Raw genomic sequence first — 15690 nt, 5'->3', positions numbered from 1 at the left:
ATTCATTTATAATAAGTTGATTTTGACTTATATATATACTATAATTAAGGAGTTTTAAATACATAGTTTATAATTTATTATTTCGGGGGATATATTAATGCAATACACTAAAGATTTTTTTGAAAGAATAGTAGAATCTTCTCATGATGAAATTTTTGTATGTGATAGAGATGGGTATATGATTTATTGTAATAAAGCATTTGAATCTAACTACGGTATAGATAGAGAGGATATGATAGGAAAAACAGCAATGTTCTTAAATGAAGCTGGATACTCTAATCAAACACCTATTCCTGCTGTTGTTAAACACAAGAAAAAAGTTTCTATGGAACAGAAAACTATAACTGGAAAAACACTTATAATAACCGCTACACCTGTTTTTGATGAAAATGGTGATATAGAATTTATAGTAGAAAATTCTAGGGATATAAGCGAATTAAATAGTATAAAAGAAAAAATAAAATTATATGAAAATACAATAAGTTCATTTAATAAATCTCAGTCATTAATTTATAATGATACTACTATAAAAGGCTCCAGTATGAAATCAATTTTAGAAATAGCAAAAAATGTTGCTAAAACAAATGTAAATGTTTTATTACTTGGTGAATCAGGATGTGGTAAAACTACCCTTGCTAAACACATACATTTAAATAGTAAAAGAGCTGGAAAACCATTTATAACAATAAATTGTTCAACTATTTCTCCAAATCTTCTTGAATCTGAATTATTCGGTTACGAAGGTGGTGCATTTACTGGGGCTAATTCAAAGGGGAAAATAGGACTAGTTGAGCTAGCAAATGAAGGTACTTTATTTCTTGATGAAATTGGAGATATACCCAAAGAACTTCAATCAAAGTTTTTACAACTTATTCAAGATAAAACATTTACTTCAGTTGGAGGAGTAAAAACTAAAAAAGTAGACATACGATTTATTTCTGCAACTAATGTTGATTTAATAAATTCTATAAATCAAAAAAAATTTAGAGAGGATTTATATTATAGAATAAACGTGGTAGAACTAAAAATTCCACCTCTTCGAGATCGTAAAGAAGATTTATTAGAGCTTATTTTTCACTTTTTCAAAAAATACTCAAACATTTTCAATCTAGATAAAAATATGTCTACAGAAGTTATAAACGTACTTTTGAACTACAATTACCCTGGAAATATGAGAGAACTTGAAAATATAATTCAAAATATTTTAGTTACTTCAAGCTCAGACTACATTGAATTACACCACTTACCAAAATCAGTCCTTCACCACGTAGACTTTGTAAAATATGAAGAAAATAATTCATTAGATAATTTAATGGAAAATTATGAGAAGCTTTTAATTTGTAAATACTATAAAAACAATCCAAGTTCATATAAATTAGCTAAAGCATTAAACATATCTCAATCTAAAGCAAGTAGACTTATACGAAAATATTTATAAATATAAAAAAATGATAAATATATAAGCTGAGCTTATATATTTATCATTTAATGATTTTTAATTAATAATTTTTATTTGAATTCGTTATAAAAGTTTACTAACATACCTTCTTTTATTTCTTCATATTTTTTTTTATATCCAAGTTTCTTCAGTATTGCTAATGAAAATTCTATAGCTGTTGCTGGTCCTCTACTAGTTATTATATTTCCATCCTCTACAACTATTTGATTTTCTATATAGTTTAGGTTACTCTTATCTTTTATAAATCCTGGATATGATGTGCATTTTTTTCCATTCAATATATTAAAACTTTCTAGTGCTTCTGGAGCTGCACATATAGCAGCTATAATTTTCCCATCATTATTAAACTTTTGTACTATTTCTCTAACTTTTTCACTATCTCTTAGATTATATGCTCCTGGAAGTCCTCCTGGTAATACAACTCCATCATACTCATTTATGTTTATATCGTTTATATTTACATCTGATTTAACTTCTATTTTATGAGTACCTTTTACATATTCAGTACCAAGACTTCCCATATGACAAATTACTTGAGCTCTTCTTAATACATTAACTACACTTAAGGCCTCTATTTCTTCAAATCCATTTGCTAATAAAACTAATACCTTCTTCATAACTTCCTCCTATGAATTTAAATCTTCATTAATTTCTTTTATTTTTCTAATTGCATCTTCTACAGAATTAGCTGTATAATTTGCACTTTCTTTAACTTCTTTTCTTGAATTTTTCATTGCAAAACTATATTTAGCAGTTTTAAGCATACTTATATCATTTGGAGAATCTCCTATTGTTGCTATTTCATCTAAACTAACTCCTAAAACTTTGCATACATTTTTTATAGCTACATGCTTTGAAACACCTTTAGGAACTAAGTTTAAAGTATATTCTGATGAAAAATATATGTCTAAAACATCATTGAATTCTTCAATTAAAAAAGATTCTAATCTATATAGTTCATCTACATCTTTAGATACTATACCTATATTACCTACAAGGTCATTGTATGTATTTTTATTTGCAAATTCTTTATCTACTAAATATTCATCTGAGTAAATCTTAAAGCAGTCATTTTCTTCTAGTAATACTACCTTTCCATTATACTTAAAGTATAATGTTGCGTTATCTGATTCATATAAAGCAATCACTTTTTTTACTATATTATCATCTATTGTTCCTTTAAAAACTAAATTTTTATTGCAATCATATATATATGATCCATTTTCACATATATAATATCCATTCATATCAATATCATCTTGAGTCATCTTTACAGCTTGAGAAAAAATTCTTCCAGTAGCTATATTAAATGTAACTCCTTGTTTTTCTATATTATTTATAGCATTTGCATCTTCTTTAGATATTCCATTGTGATATAATGTTCCATCTAAATCACAAAATATATATTTTATCATTAGCTTACTCCTTTTACTTTATAAGTTCTGTTCTAACTAAGTTTAGTGCTTCGCTTGTCGCTCTAGATCTTATTTTTTCTCTACTTCCAGCTAGATTACATTTTTTAACTTTAATTTCTCCATTTATATAAAGTCCTATATAAACTAACCCAACCGGTTTTTCATCAGTTCCGCCTCCTGGACCTGCTATTCCAGTTGTAGATACCCCAATATTAGCACCTAAAGACTTAGCAACTCCCATAGCCATCTCAATAGCTGTTTCTTCACTTACTGCTCCAAATTTATCTAAAGTATCTTTTTTAACCCCTAGCCTTTTCATTTTAGCTTCATTGGAATAAGTAACACATCCTTCTAAGAAACTTTGAGAAATTCCAGGATAGTTTATTAGTTTTGATGAAACCATTCCTCCTGTACATGATTCACTTACAGCTATAGTCATATTCTTCTCAACCAATAATTTTGCTACTTCTTCCTCTAAAGTAGTATCATCATAACCATATATGTAATTTCCTACCCTATTATTGATTTCATCTTCTACATTTTTTATTAGTTCATTTGCTTTTTCAGTATTTTCAGCTTTTGCAGTTATTCTAATAGTTACTTCACCCTCTTTAGCATAAGGTGCAATAGTAGGATTTTTTTGATTATTTATCATATCTATTAACTTGTCTTCTAATGAAGATTCACCTATTCCAAAGAATCTTAATGTTTTTGATACAAGTTTATAATCAGTTAAACATAATAAGTGCTTCTTTAACTCATTATTAAACATAGGTATCATTTCTTTTGGCGGTCCTGGTAATAGTATTATCATTTTATTATCTTTTTTTAATATTGCTCCTGGAGCCGTTCCATTAGGATTATTTAATATAATGCAGTCTTTTGGAAAATATGCTTGCTTTTTATTATTCTCAGTTAACTCTAACCCTAACTTGTTAAAATAAGATTTAATATCTTTCCAAATATCCGTATATAAAACCAGTTCTTGACCAAAACACTTAGCAGCTACTTCTTTAGTCATATCATCTTTCGTTGGCCCCAGACCTCCAGTGGTAATTATTATGTCACTTCTTTTTAAACCTTCATTTAAAGATTCCATAAGTCTTGTTTCATTATCTCCAACTGTACCTTGATGATATACATCTATCCCAATATTTGCCAATTCCTTTGCTAAAAACTGAGAATTTGTATTTACAATATCACCTAGTAAAATTTCTGTTCCTACAGTTATAATTTCAGCTCTCATTTTATCACCTTTTTCCTTAATATATTTATACCCTAATATTACCATATTTAAATTAGTATTGCTTTCTACTTTTTTAACTCATTTACATTCATATCTAATTTAGATATACAAAATATTTTAATCCTATATTTATAGTATTTAGTATTTAACATTCATATAATATATATTATATCCTATAATTGGAGGTTGTTATGTTTGATAAAATCACATCTCCTAAGTTTAAATTTTTTGGAGAAGTAATAGATACTTTTGATGAAATTGATAACTCTTATCTTCATAATTTTACAAATAAGAGTATTAGTGATTTAAAAGTTTTAACAAATGATGAGGTTTTTATAAAAGTTTTATCTGGCGTTGTTATGATTTTAGTGTCATTTGATTCTTCTAGCTTAAACTCATTTATAGTAAATAGACCTATAAGGTTAAAAAAAGGCCTTTATTTCAACTTTATATCGATATCAGATGAATCTTTAATACATATATCAAAACCTTCATATAAATTTAATTCAATACCTTTAACACACGATTACGTATACTCTTCTATATCGCCTTCATTACATATAAAAGAAATTTATACCAAATTTTATCAAGAAAAAGGTTGTAGTTATATTTTCCATGGAGAATCACATCCTTATTGGGAACTTACTTATGTGGATAAGGGAGTATTAAATACAGATATAAATAAAAACTCTTATACTCTAAATCAAGGTGATTTGATATTTTATGCACCACTTCAATTTCATAACCAGTATACAATAGAAGAAAATACGTGTTCATATCTAACCATAAATTTTAATATGGATTTTAATGATTATGAGTTTCTATGCAATAAAGTATTTACATTAAACCGCGATTCACATCACATTATTCAAAACCTTATTAATGAGTTATCAAATCAAGATATATATTCTGATGACCTATCACTTTGTTACTTAAAGCAACTTATTATAAATACTTTAAGATTTAAAAACTTACAAGGCCAGCACAAGCCAACTACACATATGCAACAATCTTATGAAGACGATCAGTTAAATAATATTTTAAAATATATTGATAAAAATATTAATAAAAAAATAAACATAAGTACATTATGTAATGAATTTTGTATAAGTAGTACAACCTTACATTCTCTATTTAAAAAAAATACAAATAAAACAGTTAACAATTATATAAACGATATAAAACTAAAGAAAAGTAAAGAACTTATAAAAAGTTCTAGTTATACATTTAGTCAAATTTCTGAGTTATTAGGTTTTTCTTCCATTCATTATTTTTCCCGTAAATTTAAATCTCATTTTGGAATCTCCCCCACTGAATATTCCAAATCTATATATAAATAAAGGAAGGTAAAATTACCTTCCTTATTTTATGAAAAACTATATTCAGTTTTATTAATCATATTATTTAAAACTTCATTACTTACATGATTATTTTTTATTTTATAAGCTAGTAAACACGCTCCCATATCTGGTTCTAATATAGGTTTTATAAGCTTTACATTATATCCGCTTAAATTATTTTTTATAGGGTTAATAATTAAGTTTCCACTTTTAAATACTCCCCCTGAATAAGATATAGTTATTTCGTCTTCAAATTCCAATTCATTTATTATCATCTTTACTAATAAACTAAGCTCATATCCAGCTAAATTAAATATCTCTAATGCATTTTCATCATTTAATTTAGCACTTTCAAAGCATATTTTAGAAAACTGTGCAATTTGAGTTCTATCTTTATTTATTTTATTTAAAACATAGTCAATTATTTCAAAATCATCATCTATCTCTAAATATTCCCTAACTTTTTCATAAATCAAACCTCTATTTAGTCTTTTATCAGCTTCTTTTGAAAATACTTCGATAGTTTTTTTTCCTATCCAATGTGCAGATCCTTCATCGCCTACATAATCTCCCCATCCACCACATCTTATTGTATTTCCATATAAATCTTTTCCAAGTGCAATCGAGCCCGTTCCACTAACTATATTTATTCCAGGTTTACCTGCTAGAGAACCTTCAAACCCAGCTTCTACATCATTTCCAATTCTAAAGTCAATTTTATTAAATACTCGTTCACATATACAATTTATTTTTTTTACAACACTTTTAACTTCTCCATATCCAGGAATACCAAGAAAAACACTATCTATTTTTTCAATATCTACGTTTGATTTTTCTATAACTTTACTTAATCCTTCGTTCAATACATCTTCTAATCCATCAAATCCTACTTGCTCATAATGAGTCGTTTTCGTTGTATATTGTGTAATTTTTTCCCCCATATTATTTATCATGGTAAATGTAGTTTTTGTACCTCCACCGTCTACCCCTATATAATACATATACGCCCTCCTATATTGGTAGATTAAGTTTTTTTAACATATTCATTTACTTTAATTTCATCTATAAATTTATTAATATCATCTAAATTTATAGATCCTGTAGATATGTTCATTGCATTTGACATTCCACATGCATTTGCTAATTTCAAAGTATTTTCTAAATCATAACCTTTAGATATTCCTAAAGCAAAACCAGCTATACTAGAATCTCCACTTCCAACAGGGTTTATAACCTTTATTTTAGGTATTTCAACTTTATATATATAATCTTTATTTATAAACACCATTCCATCTTTTCCCATTGATACACATATATTTTTTACTCCAATTGAAAGCATACTTTCTGCTACACTTATAATATCTTCTATACTTTTTATTTTTAATCCACTTAAACTTTCTAGTTCATCAATATTAGGTTTTATAAGATATGGACTTGAGTTCATCCCTAATCTAAGACTTTCCCCACTACTATCTAAGATAAACTTTATATTTCTTTGATTGCATATTTCTCCAATTTTAAAATAATAATCTGTTGGCAAGCCCTTTGCTAAGCTGCCTGATGCAACTAAAACATGTGTATCTTTTAAAACTTCTTCCAAGTCTTTCTCAAATCTATGAATTTCTTCTTTACTTATATTTGGACCTTTTTCTAACACCTCTGTACTTACATTGTTTGAATCCATTATATTTAAACAAATTCTAGTCTCTTCTTGTATATGTGTAAATTTATTTTCTATTCCTATATCTTTTAATTTAGATTTTATATATTCACCATTAAATCCACCTAAAAATCCTATACAATTAACATCTTCCCCCAGATTTTTTAGAACTTTTGCTACATTTAACCCTTTTCCGCCTGCAGTTGGGTTAACTAAATCAGCCCTTTGGACAGAACCAATTTCAAATTTATCTAATTTATATAATCTATCTATAGATGGATTAAATGTTATAACTGATATCATGCGCTTTGTTTTCGCTCTTACACATCTTTATTTTTTCAACTACAACATCATACATAGCATTCTTTGCAGGCACTAGGTATTGTCTTGGATCAGATGCATTAGGATTTTCATTAAAATATTGTTTTATAGCATTTGAAAAAGGTATTTTAAGTTCTGTCGCTATATTTACTTTACATATACCTTTTTCAATTGATTTTTGAACTGATTCATAAGGAACTCCAGACGCACCATGAAGAACTAATGGTACCTCAACCATATTTTTAATTTTTTCTAATCTATCAAAATCTAATTTTGGTTCACTTTTATAAAGACCATGAGCTGTTCCAATTGCTATTGCTAATGAATCTACGCCTGTCTTTTTTACAAATTCACACGCTTCTTTTGGATCTGTTAAAAATGCATCCTTTTCATCTACATTTAAATCATCTTCTATTCCACCAAGCTTTCCTAATTCAGCTTCTACGGTAGCTCCATATAAATGAGCAAACTCAACTACATCTTTTACAATTTCTATATTCTTTCTAAACTCGTGCTTCGATGCATCTATCATAACTGATTTACACCCAAGCTTTATTATTCTTTTTATATCTTCTACATTTTCATGATGATCTAAATGAAATGTTAATGGTATATTGTTTAGCTCACTTGCTTTTTCAATTATAGCTAAGAGATAATTTTCATCTGCATACTTTACAGTTGACGGTGTTGCAGCTAAAATAACTGGTGATTTTAATTTTCTAGCTGCATCTAAAACAACTTGTATTGTCTCTAAATTGTGTATATTAAAAGCCGGAACTGCGTATCCCTCTTTTTGAGCTTTAATCAAAATTTCTTTAGTCGATAACAAACTCATATTCCTTGCCCCCTATTTTTATTTATTTAAATCATGTAGTATAACCCCTTGTACTACTCTGTTTACCTCTCCTGTTGGACATGGATTATCTGGTGTAATCCCTAACTCTTTAGATTTTAAAAATGATAATATCTGCCCAAATATTATTTGTTGTAATGGAAGTAAGGCTTCATTTTCTATGTTGTAATCAATATTTTCTATATTAAATACATAGTCAGCTTTATCTTTTAAATTTTGATTTATGTTTGAACCTATTAATACAACTTTATCTTTTTTTCTATGCGCTAACATTTCTTTAGCCAAATCTAAATCATAAAGCCTAGTGTAATTTTCATTTGATATATAAATTACAGTTATACTTTCATCGTTTATAACGGATTTAGGCCCATGTCTAAAACCTAAAGGCGTATCATAACTTGCATTTACTTTACCAGCTGTTAGCTCTAAAACTTTCAGTGCACTCTCCCTAGCTATGCCTTTACTTGTTCCAGAACCTAAATATATTATTCTTTCGAATTTTTCTTTTGCTAGTTTATCTATTGATTCTAAATTTGTTTCTATAAATTTTTCTACAGATTTTGAAAGATTTTGTGTATCTTCTATAAACATTTCAATTTCTTCAATATTAAATACTCCTAAACAACTTAAAACCATAGTTGTAAAACTACTTGTCATTGCAAAGCCTAAATCATTTGTCTCTGATGGCATAAGAAGTAATAAACTTTTTTCATCATCTTTCGTATTTAATGCCAATTTACCATTTTCATTACAAGTTATTATGATTTGGTATAAATCATCTATAATTTCATTTGCTAATTTTACTGCGTGTACACTCTCTGGTGAATTACCTGATCTTGCAAATGAAACTAAAATAGTTGGTATATCTTTTATAAGGTAATTACTAGGACTTGAAACTAAGTCTGTTGTAGCTATTGCTTCCACTTTTTTGTTTAATAATTTTGTTAAATAAGGTTCGCAAGTTTCTCCTGCAAATGCAGATGTTCCAGCACCTGTTAATATAATTCTGCAATTTTTTTTACTAGTAACATCTTCAATAAACTCTTTTATATCATCCTTATTATCATATAAATTACTTGCAGCCTCTCTCCATACTCTAGCTTGCTGTGATATTTCTTTTGCAGTGTTTAATCCCTTACAAGATTCTAATGTTTCTATGTCTATCCCCAATATTTTTTTAGATATAGCTTCCAATTGTACTCCTCCTTATTATTCTTTATATTAATATTGTATTGATTTAAGTTTAATAAGTATTTGCAATTTCGTACTTACGTTTTGTACTTTTATACGTTTTTATCAATTTTTATATTTATTGAATAATTATTAATTCAATTGTCAATCCTCCTATTACAAGTGATTAGGAGGATAATTATGTTTTATTTATTAACTTCAAACAAAGCGGAAAGAAACAATGATATTTATACAGTTGGATGTGAATTGATAAAAAAAGTTGATTTAATTTTAGATTGTCAAAACCCAGAGATTTTAAATTCAATTTTTTTAGATTCAGATATAGAAAATGAAAATTATAATAACAAAGTTAAAGAACCTATTGTTTAATTCACAAAAACAAAAACTAGATTATATTTTATAATCTAGTTTTTATTTTGATTTTTTTGTTTTTATGATATGATTTAAATGTTTAAATAAATTTATGAGGAGGTTATAATGAAAATTTTCAACATATATTTTTTAATTATATCCTGTATATCATTTTTACTTATGTACATAGATAAACAAAGAGCAATTAAACATGAATGGAGAGTCCCTGAATCAACCCTTATGACTTTATCTTTAATTGGAGGAGCACTAGGTACATATCTAGGAATGTATACATTTAGACATAAAACAAAACATAATAAATTTACTATAGGAGTTCCTATTTGTATAATAATTAATATAGTTTTATATTATTTTTTAGTTTCATAGATTATCCATATTTTTAGTAAACATAATTTTCTTAATTATAAAAAGGATGTCTTAAAATATTTTAAGACATCCTTTTTATTTTATCCTCCGAATAAACTTAGTAATATTCCGGCTGCCACAGCAGATCCTATTACACCTGCAACATTAGGTCCCATAGCATACATAAGTATAAAGTTTCCTGGATTTTCTTCTTGAGCTACCTTATGCGCAACTCTTGCTGCCATAGGTACTGCTGATACTCCAGCTGCTCCTATAAGTGGATTTACTTTATCCTTTGTAAATCTATTCATAAACTTAGCACAAAGTACTCCCGATCCTGTTCCTATACTAAATGCAATTATTCCAAGTGCAAATATTTTTATAGTTTGTGCACTTAAGAAAACTTGAGCTTCTGCTGATGCTCCAACAGATAACCCTAAAAATATTGTAATTATATTCATTAAAGCATTAGTTGCCGTATCTGAAAGTCTATCAGTAACTGTACACTCTTTAAGTAAATTACCAAACATTAGTAGTCCTATTAATGTAGCTGCTGATGGTAATAATAAAGATACTACTATAGTAACTACTATAGGGAATATAATTTTAACTTTTTTAGATACTGGCTTTGATTGTTTCATTATTATATTTCTTTCTTCCTTAGTTGTTAAAGCTTTCATTATAGGTGGCTGTATTATTGGAACTAAAGCCATATACGAATACGCTGCAACAGCTATAGGTGCTAATAAGTGAGGTGCTAGCTTTGTTGTTAAATAAATTGCAGTCGGTCCATCTGCTCCTCCTATAATTCCTATAGAAGATGCTTCTAATCCTGTAAAGCCTAAAGCTAGTGCACCTATAAATGTAAAAAATATTCCAAACTGTGCTGCAGCACCTAATAATATACTCTTTGGATTAGATATCATTGGTCCAAAGTCCGTCATTGCTCCAACTCCTAAGAATATTAACGGTGGGAATATACCCAGTTTACATCCTTGGTATAGATAGTAAAGTAACCCTCCCGGAGTCTTGGTTGCAATTGATCCATTTATTGATTCTTGTGTAAGTGAAACATCATTTATAGATGAAATTGGTGTGTTCATAGCACCTGCTAATGGAAGATTTGTAAGTAACATACCAAAAGCTATAGGCACTAATAATAACGGTTCAAATCCTTTTGCTATTGCTAAATATAATAATACACAGGCGATTAATATCATTACAATTTGTCGCCAATCCATATTAACAATACCCATTGATTGAATAAAATTATTAATAACTTCTCCCACGGGTAAGTCCCCCTTTTAAAAATTTGTAATTATTTAACCTATAGTTATTAAAGCATCCCCTGCGCTTACAGACGCTCCTTTTGATACATCAACTGACTTAACTGTACCATCAGAACTTGCCATTATTTCATTTTCCATTTTCATAGCTTCTAGTATTATTAATACTTGCCCTTTTTTAACACTATCTCCAACTTTTACACGTACATCATTTATTGTTCCTGGCATAGGTGCTGATATAGTTCCTCCTCCAGCAGACGGTGCATTTTGAGTTTGCTTAGGTTGCGCTTTTGGCGCTGCTTGTGGCTGCACTTGTTGAGTTGCTACTTGTGGTCTTTGCACAGATGCCTGACTGCCTAGCTCTTCCACCTCTACTTCGTATGTATTTCCATTTACAGTTATATTATATTTTTTTATCATCGTAAACTCCCCCTGTTTTACTTTGTAATATTTTTAGGCATTCTTTCCCAACTTGATTTATTATTATTAGTTCTTTGTATTTTTCTAACTATTATATTATTTGTACTATTTCCTGTAGCTGCTGCAATTGATGCAGTTATAACTGAAACTAACTCTTCTATATTTTCATTACTACTTTTATTTTCAATCGAAGCTTCTTGAATTGGTTCTACGTTAACTACGGTTTTTTGTTTTTCAGTTCTATCTACTTGCAGTATTTTTATTATAAGAGATATTATAACTAAAACTATAAAAACTACTGCCATTGAAAGAATCGCTACACAAACTCCTGCTAAAAGTTTTTCCCCTATTGAAATTGAAGCTGAAGGATCTTTTAAAGCTTCTAATAATTGGCTAATATTCATAATTTACCACCTTCCTATAAAGGTATATTTCCATGTTTTTTAGGAGGTCTCTCTTCACGCTTAGATGCTAATGTATCAATAGCATCTGCTATTCTTATTCTAGATAATGAAGGTTCTATTACATCATCTATATATCCTCTTTCAGCCGCCTTATATGGAGTTGCAAATTCATCTGTATATTCTTTTATCTTTATTTCTCTCATTTCTTTTTGATCTTTAGCATTTTTAATATCATTTTTAAATATTATATTGGCAGCTCCACTAGGTCCCATAACTGCAACTTCTGCTGTTGGCCAAGCAAATACCATATCAGCTCCTAAATCTTTAGAACACATTGCAAGGTACGAACCACCATAAGCTTTTCTAGTTATTAATGTAATTTTAGGAACTGTAGCCTCACTATATGCGTAAAGCATTTTTGCACCATGACGGATTATACCTCCATATTCTTGAGATGTTCCTGGTAAAAATCCTGGTACATCAACTAAACTAAGTATAGGTATATTAAAAGCATCACAAGTTCTTATAAATCTTGATGATTTATCTGATGCATTTATATCAAGTGATCCAGCCATAATCTTTGGTTGATTTGCAATTATTCCGATACTTTCACCATTTACTCTTGCAAAACCTGTTATTATATTTTGAGCAAAGAATGGTTGAACTTCATAAAAATCACCATCGTCTATTATTTCATATATAATTTCTTTCATATCATACGGTTTATTTGAACCATCTGGTATTATACTATTTAAAGCATCATTTTTTCTATTTGGATCATCTTGACATTCTACTATAGGTGCTTTTTCAGAGTTATTGGAAGGTAGAAACGATAATAATTTTCTTATTTGAGCTATACAATCTTCATCATTTGAAGCCATAAAGTGAGCAACTCCAGAAGTTGTGTTATGAGTTGATGCTCCCCCTAATTCTTCAGCTGTTACTTCTTCTCCAGTAACAGTTTTTATAACTTGAGGTCCTGTTATAAACATTTGACTAGTTTTATCTACCATATATACAAAGTCTGTTAATGCTGGAGAATAAACAGCTCCTCCTGCACAAGGCCCCATTATTGCAGAAATTTGAGGAACTACACCTGATGCAATTGTGTTTTTATAAAATATTTCTCCATATCCTGCAAGTGCATCAACAGCTTCTTGAATTCTAGCTCCTCCTGAATCATTAAGTCCAACAACAGGTGCTCCTAGCTTTAAAGCAGTATCCATAACTTTTCCAATTTTTTTCGCATGCATTTCCCCTAGTGACCCGCCAAGCACAGTAAAGTCTTGTGCAAATGCACAAACTAATCTGCCTTCCACTTTACCATATCCTGTAACTACACCTTCTCCTGGTATTTCCTTGCTTTCCATTCCAAAATTTGTACATCTATGTTTTACAAATGCATCTAATTCAACGAATGTATTTTCATCAAATAATTGATTTAATCTTTCTCTTGCAGTTAATTTGCCTGATGAATGTTGTTTATCTATTCTTTTTTGTCCCCCACCTTGTTCTATTTTATGTCTTTTTTCATAAAGTAAATTTAACTTTTCTTGTGACACAAAATCACCCCCAAATTTTTGTTATATTTAATTTCTTTCACTTAGTTCTAATAAAACTCCATCTGTTCCTTTTGGGTGGCAAAATGCTATTTTAGCATTACCAGCTCCATATCTTGGTTTTTCATCTATCATTTTATATCCCTTAGCCTTAACTTCTTCTATAGCTTTTTCTATATTGTCAACTCTAACTGCAACGTGTTGTATTCCTCCACGTCCACCATTTTTTGCTATAAATTTAGCTATTGGTCCATCTTCTGTTGTAGATTCTAATAGTTCAAGTTCTGTATCTCCAACTGGTAAAAAAGCTACTTTTACCTTTTGATCTTCAACAATTTCAGTTCCTTGGCATTTTAATCCCAGTACATCTTCATAGAACCTTAAAGTTTCCTCTAAGTTATTAACCGCTATTCCTACATGATCAACTCTTAATATATCCATAACTACTCCCCCTTGTTATTTTGTAACTTTTTCAAATAACATATTACTTATAGAGTATGGGTCAATTTCTTTACTTATAGTTTTTAATAATAAATCATCAACCTCTTTTGTATACTCTAAATTTTTAACTAAGCTAGATACTTTCTTTTGGACTAATTCCTTAACTTCAATTCTATTTCTTTCTAATCTTTTTTCATTTAATTTATTGCTTTCTTCTAAAAACTTCCTATGTTTCAATATATTTTCATAAACTTTATCTATTCCATCACCAGTTTCAGCAATAGCTAAACTTACAGGTGGTCTAAATTCCCAATCTTTCTTAAAGTCTAACATCATTTCTATCTCTAATGATGTTCTCTTTGCTCCATCTTTATCTGCCTTATTTACTGCAAATACATCCGCAATTTCCATAACTCCAGCTTTTATTGCCTGTATATCATCACCTAAACCTGGTACCATGACAATAAGAGTTGTATCTGCAGTTTTAACTATATCTATTTCTGATTGGCCAACCCCTACAGTTTCTATAAATATATACTCACATCCATAAGCATCTAAAACTTTTATAGCAGCTTGAGTTGCATTAGATAGTCCACCTAAACTTCCTCTTGTTCCCATAGATCTTATAAATACATCTTTATCTGTATTTAAGTCATTCATTCTGATTCTATCCCCAAGTATAGCTCCTTTTGTAAAGGGACTTGTTGGATCTATTGCTATAATTCCTACTTTTTTACCCTCTTTTCTTATAAGTTTAACTAACTTATCAGTTAAAGTAGATTTTCCAGCACCAGGAGGACCTGTTATCCCTATAACATAGGCCCTTCCAGTGTGTTTATATATGTCTTTTAAAGCATCTTCATATCCAGGCTGCTCATTTTCTACAATAGTGATAAGTCTAGCACAATCTCTTTTTTTGCCTTCTAGTACCCTATTCACTATATCTTTCATATTTATCTCCTTTTTAAGCTAATGCTCTTTTAAGATTCTCTCTAATAAAGTCTATAGTCATTGAAGTTGGAGTTCCTGGAGTAAATATTTCTGCAATTCCTTTTTCTTTTAAGTATGGAATATCATCTTCAGGAATTACTCCTCCACCTATTACTAATATATCATCAGCTTCTTCTTCATTTAACAATTCTACAACTTTCGGTAGTAAGTGGTTATGAGCTCCTGATAATATACTCATTGCAACAACATCAACGTCTTCTTGTATAGCTGCTGCTACAATTTGTTCTGGAGTTTGTCTAAGCCCTGTATATATAACCTCCATACCAGCATCTCTTAATGCTCTTGCTATTACTTTAGCTCCTCTATCATGTCCATCTAATCCTGGTTTTGCAACTAATACTCTTATTGGTCTCATATCAATATACCC

18 protein-coding genes are annotated in these 15690 nt (G+C 29.0%); 4 read left to right on the top strand and 14 right to left on the bottom strand.

Annotated features, from left to right (window positions below; translation table 11 throughout):
* Positions 1-97: 97 nt before the first annotated feature.
* Entirely contained in the window at positions 98-1438 is a 1341-nt protein-coding gene (locus KXZ80_RS06015; RefSeq protein WP_021432553.1) for a sigma-54 interaction domain-containing protein, read from the top strand.
* 71 nt (positions 1439-1509) lie between these two features.
* Here KXZ80_RS06015 and KXZ80_RS06010 read toward each other — a convergent pair whose 3' ends face one another.
* Genes KXZ80_RS06010 through KXZ80_RS06000 form a run of 3 tightly spaced genes read right to left on the bottom strand, consistent with a single transcriptional unit; the run spans position 1510 to position 4120 of the window.
* Complete coding sequence (locus KXZ80_RS06010) at positions 1510-2076, bottom strand: DJ-1 family glyoxalase III (RefSeq protein ID WP_021432552.1); 567 nt, start codon at positions 2074-2076, stop codon at positions 1510-1512.
* A 9-nt stretch (positions 2077-2085) separates the two neighbouring features.
* Positions 2086-2874, bottom strand: a complete 789-nt coding sequence (locus tag KXZ80_RS06005; RefSeq protein WP_021432551.1) for an HAD family hydrolase — start codon at positions 2872-2874, stop codon at positions 2086-2088.
* A 13-nt stretch (positions 2875-2887) separates the two neighbouring features.
* Entirely contained in the window at positions 2888-4120 is a 1233-nt protein-coding gene (locus tag KXZ80_RS06000) for a competence/damage-inducible protein A (RefSeq protein ID WP_021432550.1), read from the bottom strand.
* Positions 4121-4311: 191 nt separating this feature from the next.
* On the opposite strand from KXZ80_RS06000, the gene KXZ80_RS05995 reads away from it, so the two are divergent.
* A complete protein-coding gene (locus tag KXZ80_RS05995) occupies positions 4312-5460 on the top strand; it encodes an AraC family transcriptional regulator (RefSeq protein WP_021432549.1) in 1149 nt (382 codons plus the stop codon).
* Positions 5461-5486: 26 nt separating this feature from the next.
* Here the strand turns inward: KXZ80_RS05995 and KXZ80_RS05990 are convergent, their stop codons facing one another.
* From KXZ80_RS05990 to KXZ80_RS05975, 4 genes are read right to left on the bottom strand one after another with little or no spacing between them, the layout of a single operon-like run.
* Positions 5487-6461: an N-acetylglucosamine kinase gene (locus tag KXZ80_RS05990; protein WP_021432548.1), complete on the bottom strand. Its 975-nt coding sequence runs from the start codon at positions 6459-6461 to the stop codon at positions 5487-5489.
* Positions 6462-6484: 23 nt separating this feature from the next.
* Positions 6485-7423, bottom strand: a complete 939-nt coding sequence (gene pfkB / locus KXZ80_RS05985; protein WP_021432547.1) for a 1-phosphofructokinase — start codon at positions 7421-7423, stop codon at positions 6485-6487.
* Complete coding sequence (locus KXZ80_RS05980; protein WP_038285137.1) at positions 7401-8276, bottom strand: tagatose-bisphosphate aldolase subunit GatY; 876 nt, start codon at positions 8274-8276, stop codon at positions 7401-7403. The genes pfkB and KXZ80_RS05980 overlap by 23 nt, the downstream gene beginning before the upstream one ends.
* Positions 8277-8294: 18 nt before the next feature.
* Positions 8295-9488 (bottom strand): SIS domain-containing protein, encoded by a 1194-nt coding sequence (locus KXZ80_RS05975; protein ID WP_021432545.1) that lies wholly within the window; start codon positions 9486-9488, stop codon positions 8295-8297.
* 177 nt (positions 9489-9665) lie between these two features.
* Between KXZ80_RS05975 and KXZ80_RS05970 the strand changes: the two genes are divergently transcribed.
* Both KXZ80_RS05970 and KXZ80_RS05965 read left to right on the top strand, forming a co-directional pair.
* Positions 9666-9854: a hypothetical protein gene (locus KXZ80_RS05970; RefSeq protein WP_021432544.1), complete on the top strand. Its 189-nt coding sequence runs from the start codon at positions 9666-9668 to the stop codon at positions 9852-9854.
* Positions 9855-9962: 108 nt separating this feature from the next.
* Entirely contained in the window at positions 9963-10223 is a 261-nt protein-coding gene (locus KXZ80_RS05965) for a DUF1294 domain-containing protein (RefSeq protein ID WP_021432543.1), read from the top strand.
* A gap of 80 nt (positions 10224-10303) precedes the next feature.
* Here KXZ80_RS05965 and KXZ80_RS05960 read toward each other — a convergent pair whose 3' ends face one another.
* The 7 genes from KXZ80_RS05960 to KXZ80_RS05930 form a co-directional block, all read right to left on the bottom strand.
* Positions 10304-11458: a sodium ion-translocating decarboxylase subunit beta gene (locus KXZ80_RS05960; protein WP_035780102.1), complete on the bottom strand. Its 1155-nt coding sequence runs from the start codon at positions 11456-11458 to the stop codon at positions 10304-10306.
* Positions 11459-11524: 66 nt separating this feature from the next.
* Complete coding sequence (locus KXZ80_RS05955; protein WP_021432542.1) at positions 11525-11908, bottom strand: biotin/lipoyl-containing protein; 384 nt, start codon at positions 11906-11908, stop codon at positions 11525-11527.
* 17 nt (positions 11909-11925) lie between these two features.
* A complete protein-coding gene (locus KXZ80_RS05950) occupies positions 11926-12312 on the bottom strand; it encodes an OadG family transporter subunit (protein WP_021432541.1) in 387 nt (128 codons plus the stop codon).
* 14 nt (positions 12313-12326) lie between these two features.
* A complete protein-coding gene (mmdA, locus tag KXZ80_RS05945; RefSeq protein ID WP_021432540.1) occupies positions 12327-13874 on the bottom strand; it encodes a methylmalonyl-CoA decarboxylase subunit alpha in 1548 nt (515 codons plus the stop codon).
* A 27-nt stretch (positions 13875-13901) separates the two neighbouring features.
* Positions 13902-14312, bottom strand: a complete 411-nt coding sequence (mce, locus tag KXZ80_RS05940) for a methylmalonyl-CoA epimerase (protein ID WP_021432539.1) — start codon at positions 14310-14312, stop codon at positions 13902-13904.
* A gap of 15 nt (positions 14313-14327) precedes the next feature.
* Positions 14328-15263, bottom strand: a complete 936-nt coding sequence (gene meaB, locus KXZ80_RS05935; RefSeq protein ID WP_021432538.1) for a methylmalonyl Co-A mutase-associated GTPase MeaB — start codon at positions 15261-15263, stop codon at positions 14328-14330.
* Between the two features lie 13 nt (positions 15264-15276).
* The gene (locus KXZ80_RS05930) at positions 15277-15678 is read right to left on the bottom strand and encodes a cobalamin B12-binding domain-containing protein (RefSeq protein WP_021429170.1); all 402 of its coding nucleotides are present in this window, start codon (positions 15676-15678) and stop codon (positions 15277-15279) included.
* Positions 15679-15690: the final 12 nt, after the last annotated feature.

It is taken from the genome of Paraclostridium bifermentans (assembly GCF_019916025.1).
GTDB lineage: Bacteria > Bacillota > Clostridia > Peptostreptococcales > Peptostreptococcaceae > Paraclostridium > Paraclostridium bifermentans.
Note: the sequence above shows the minus strand (reverse complement) of the source record. Positions and strands in the feature narration are given on the sequence as shown.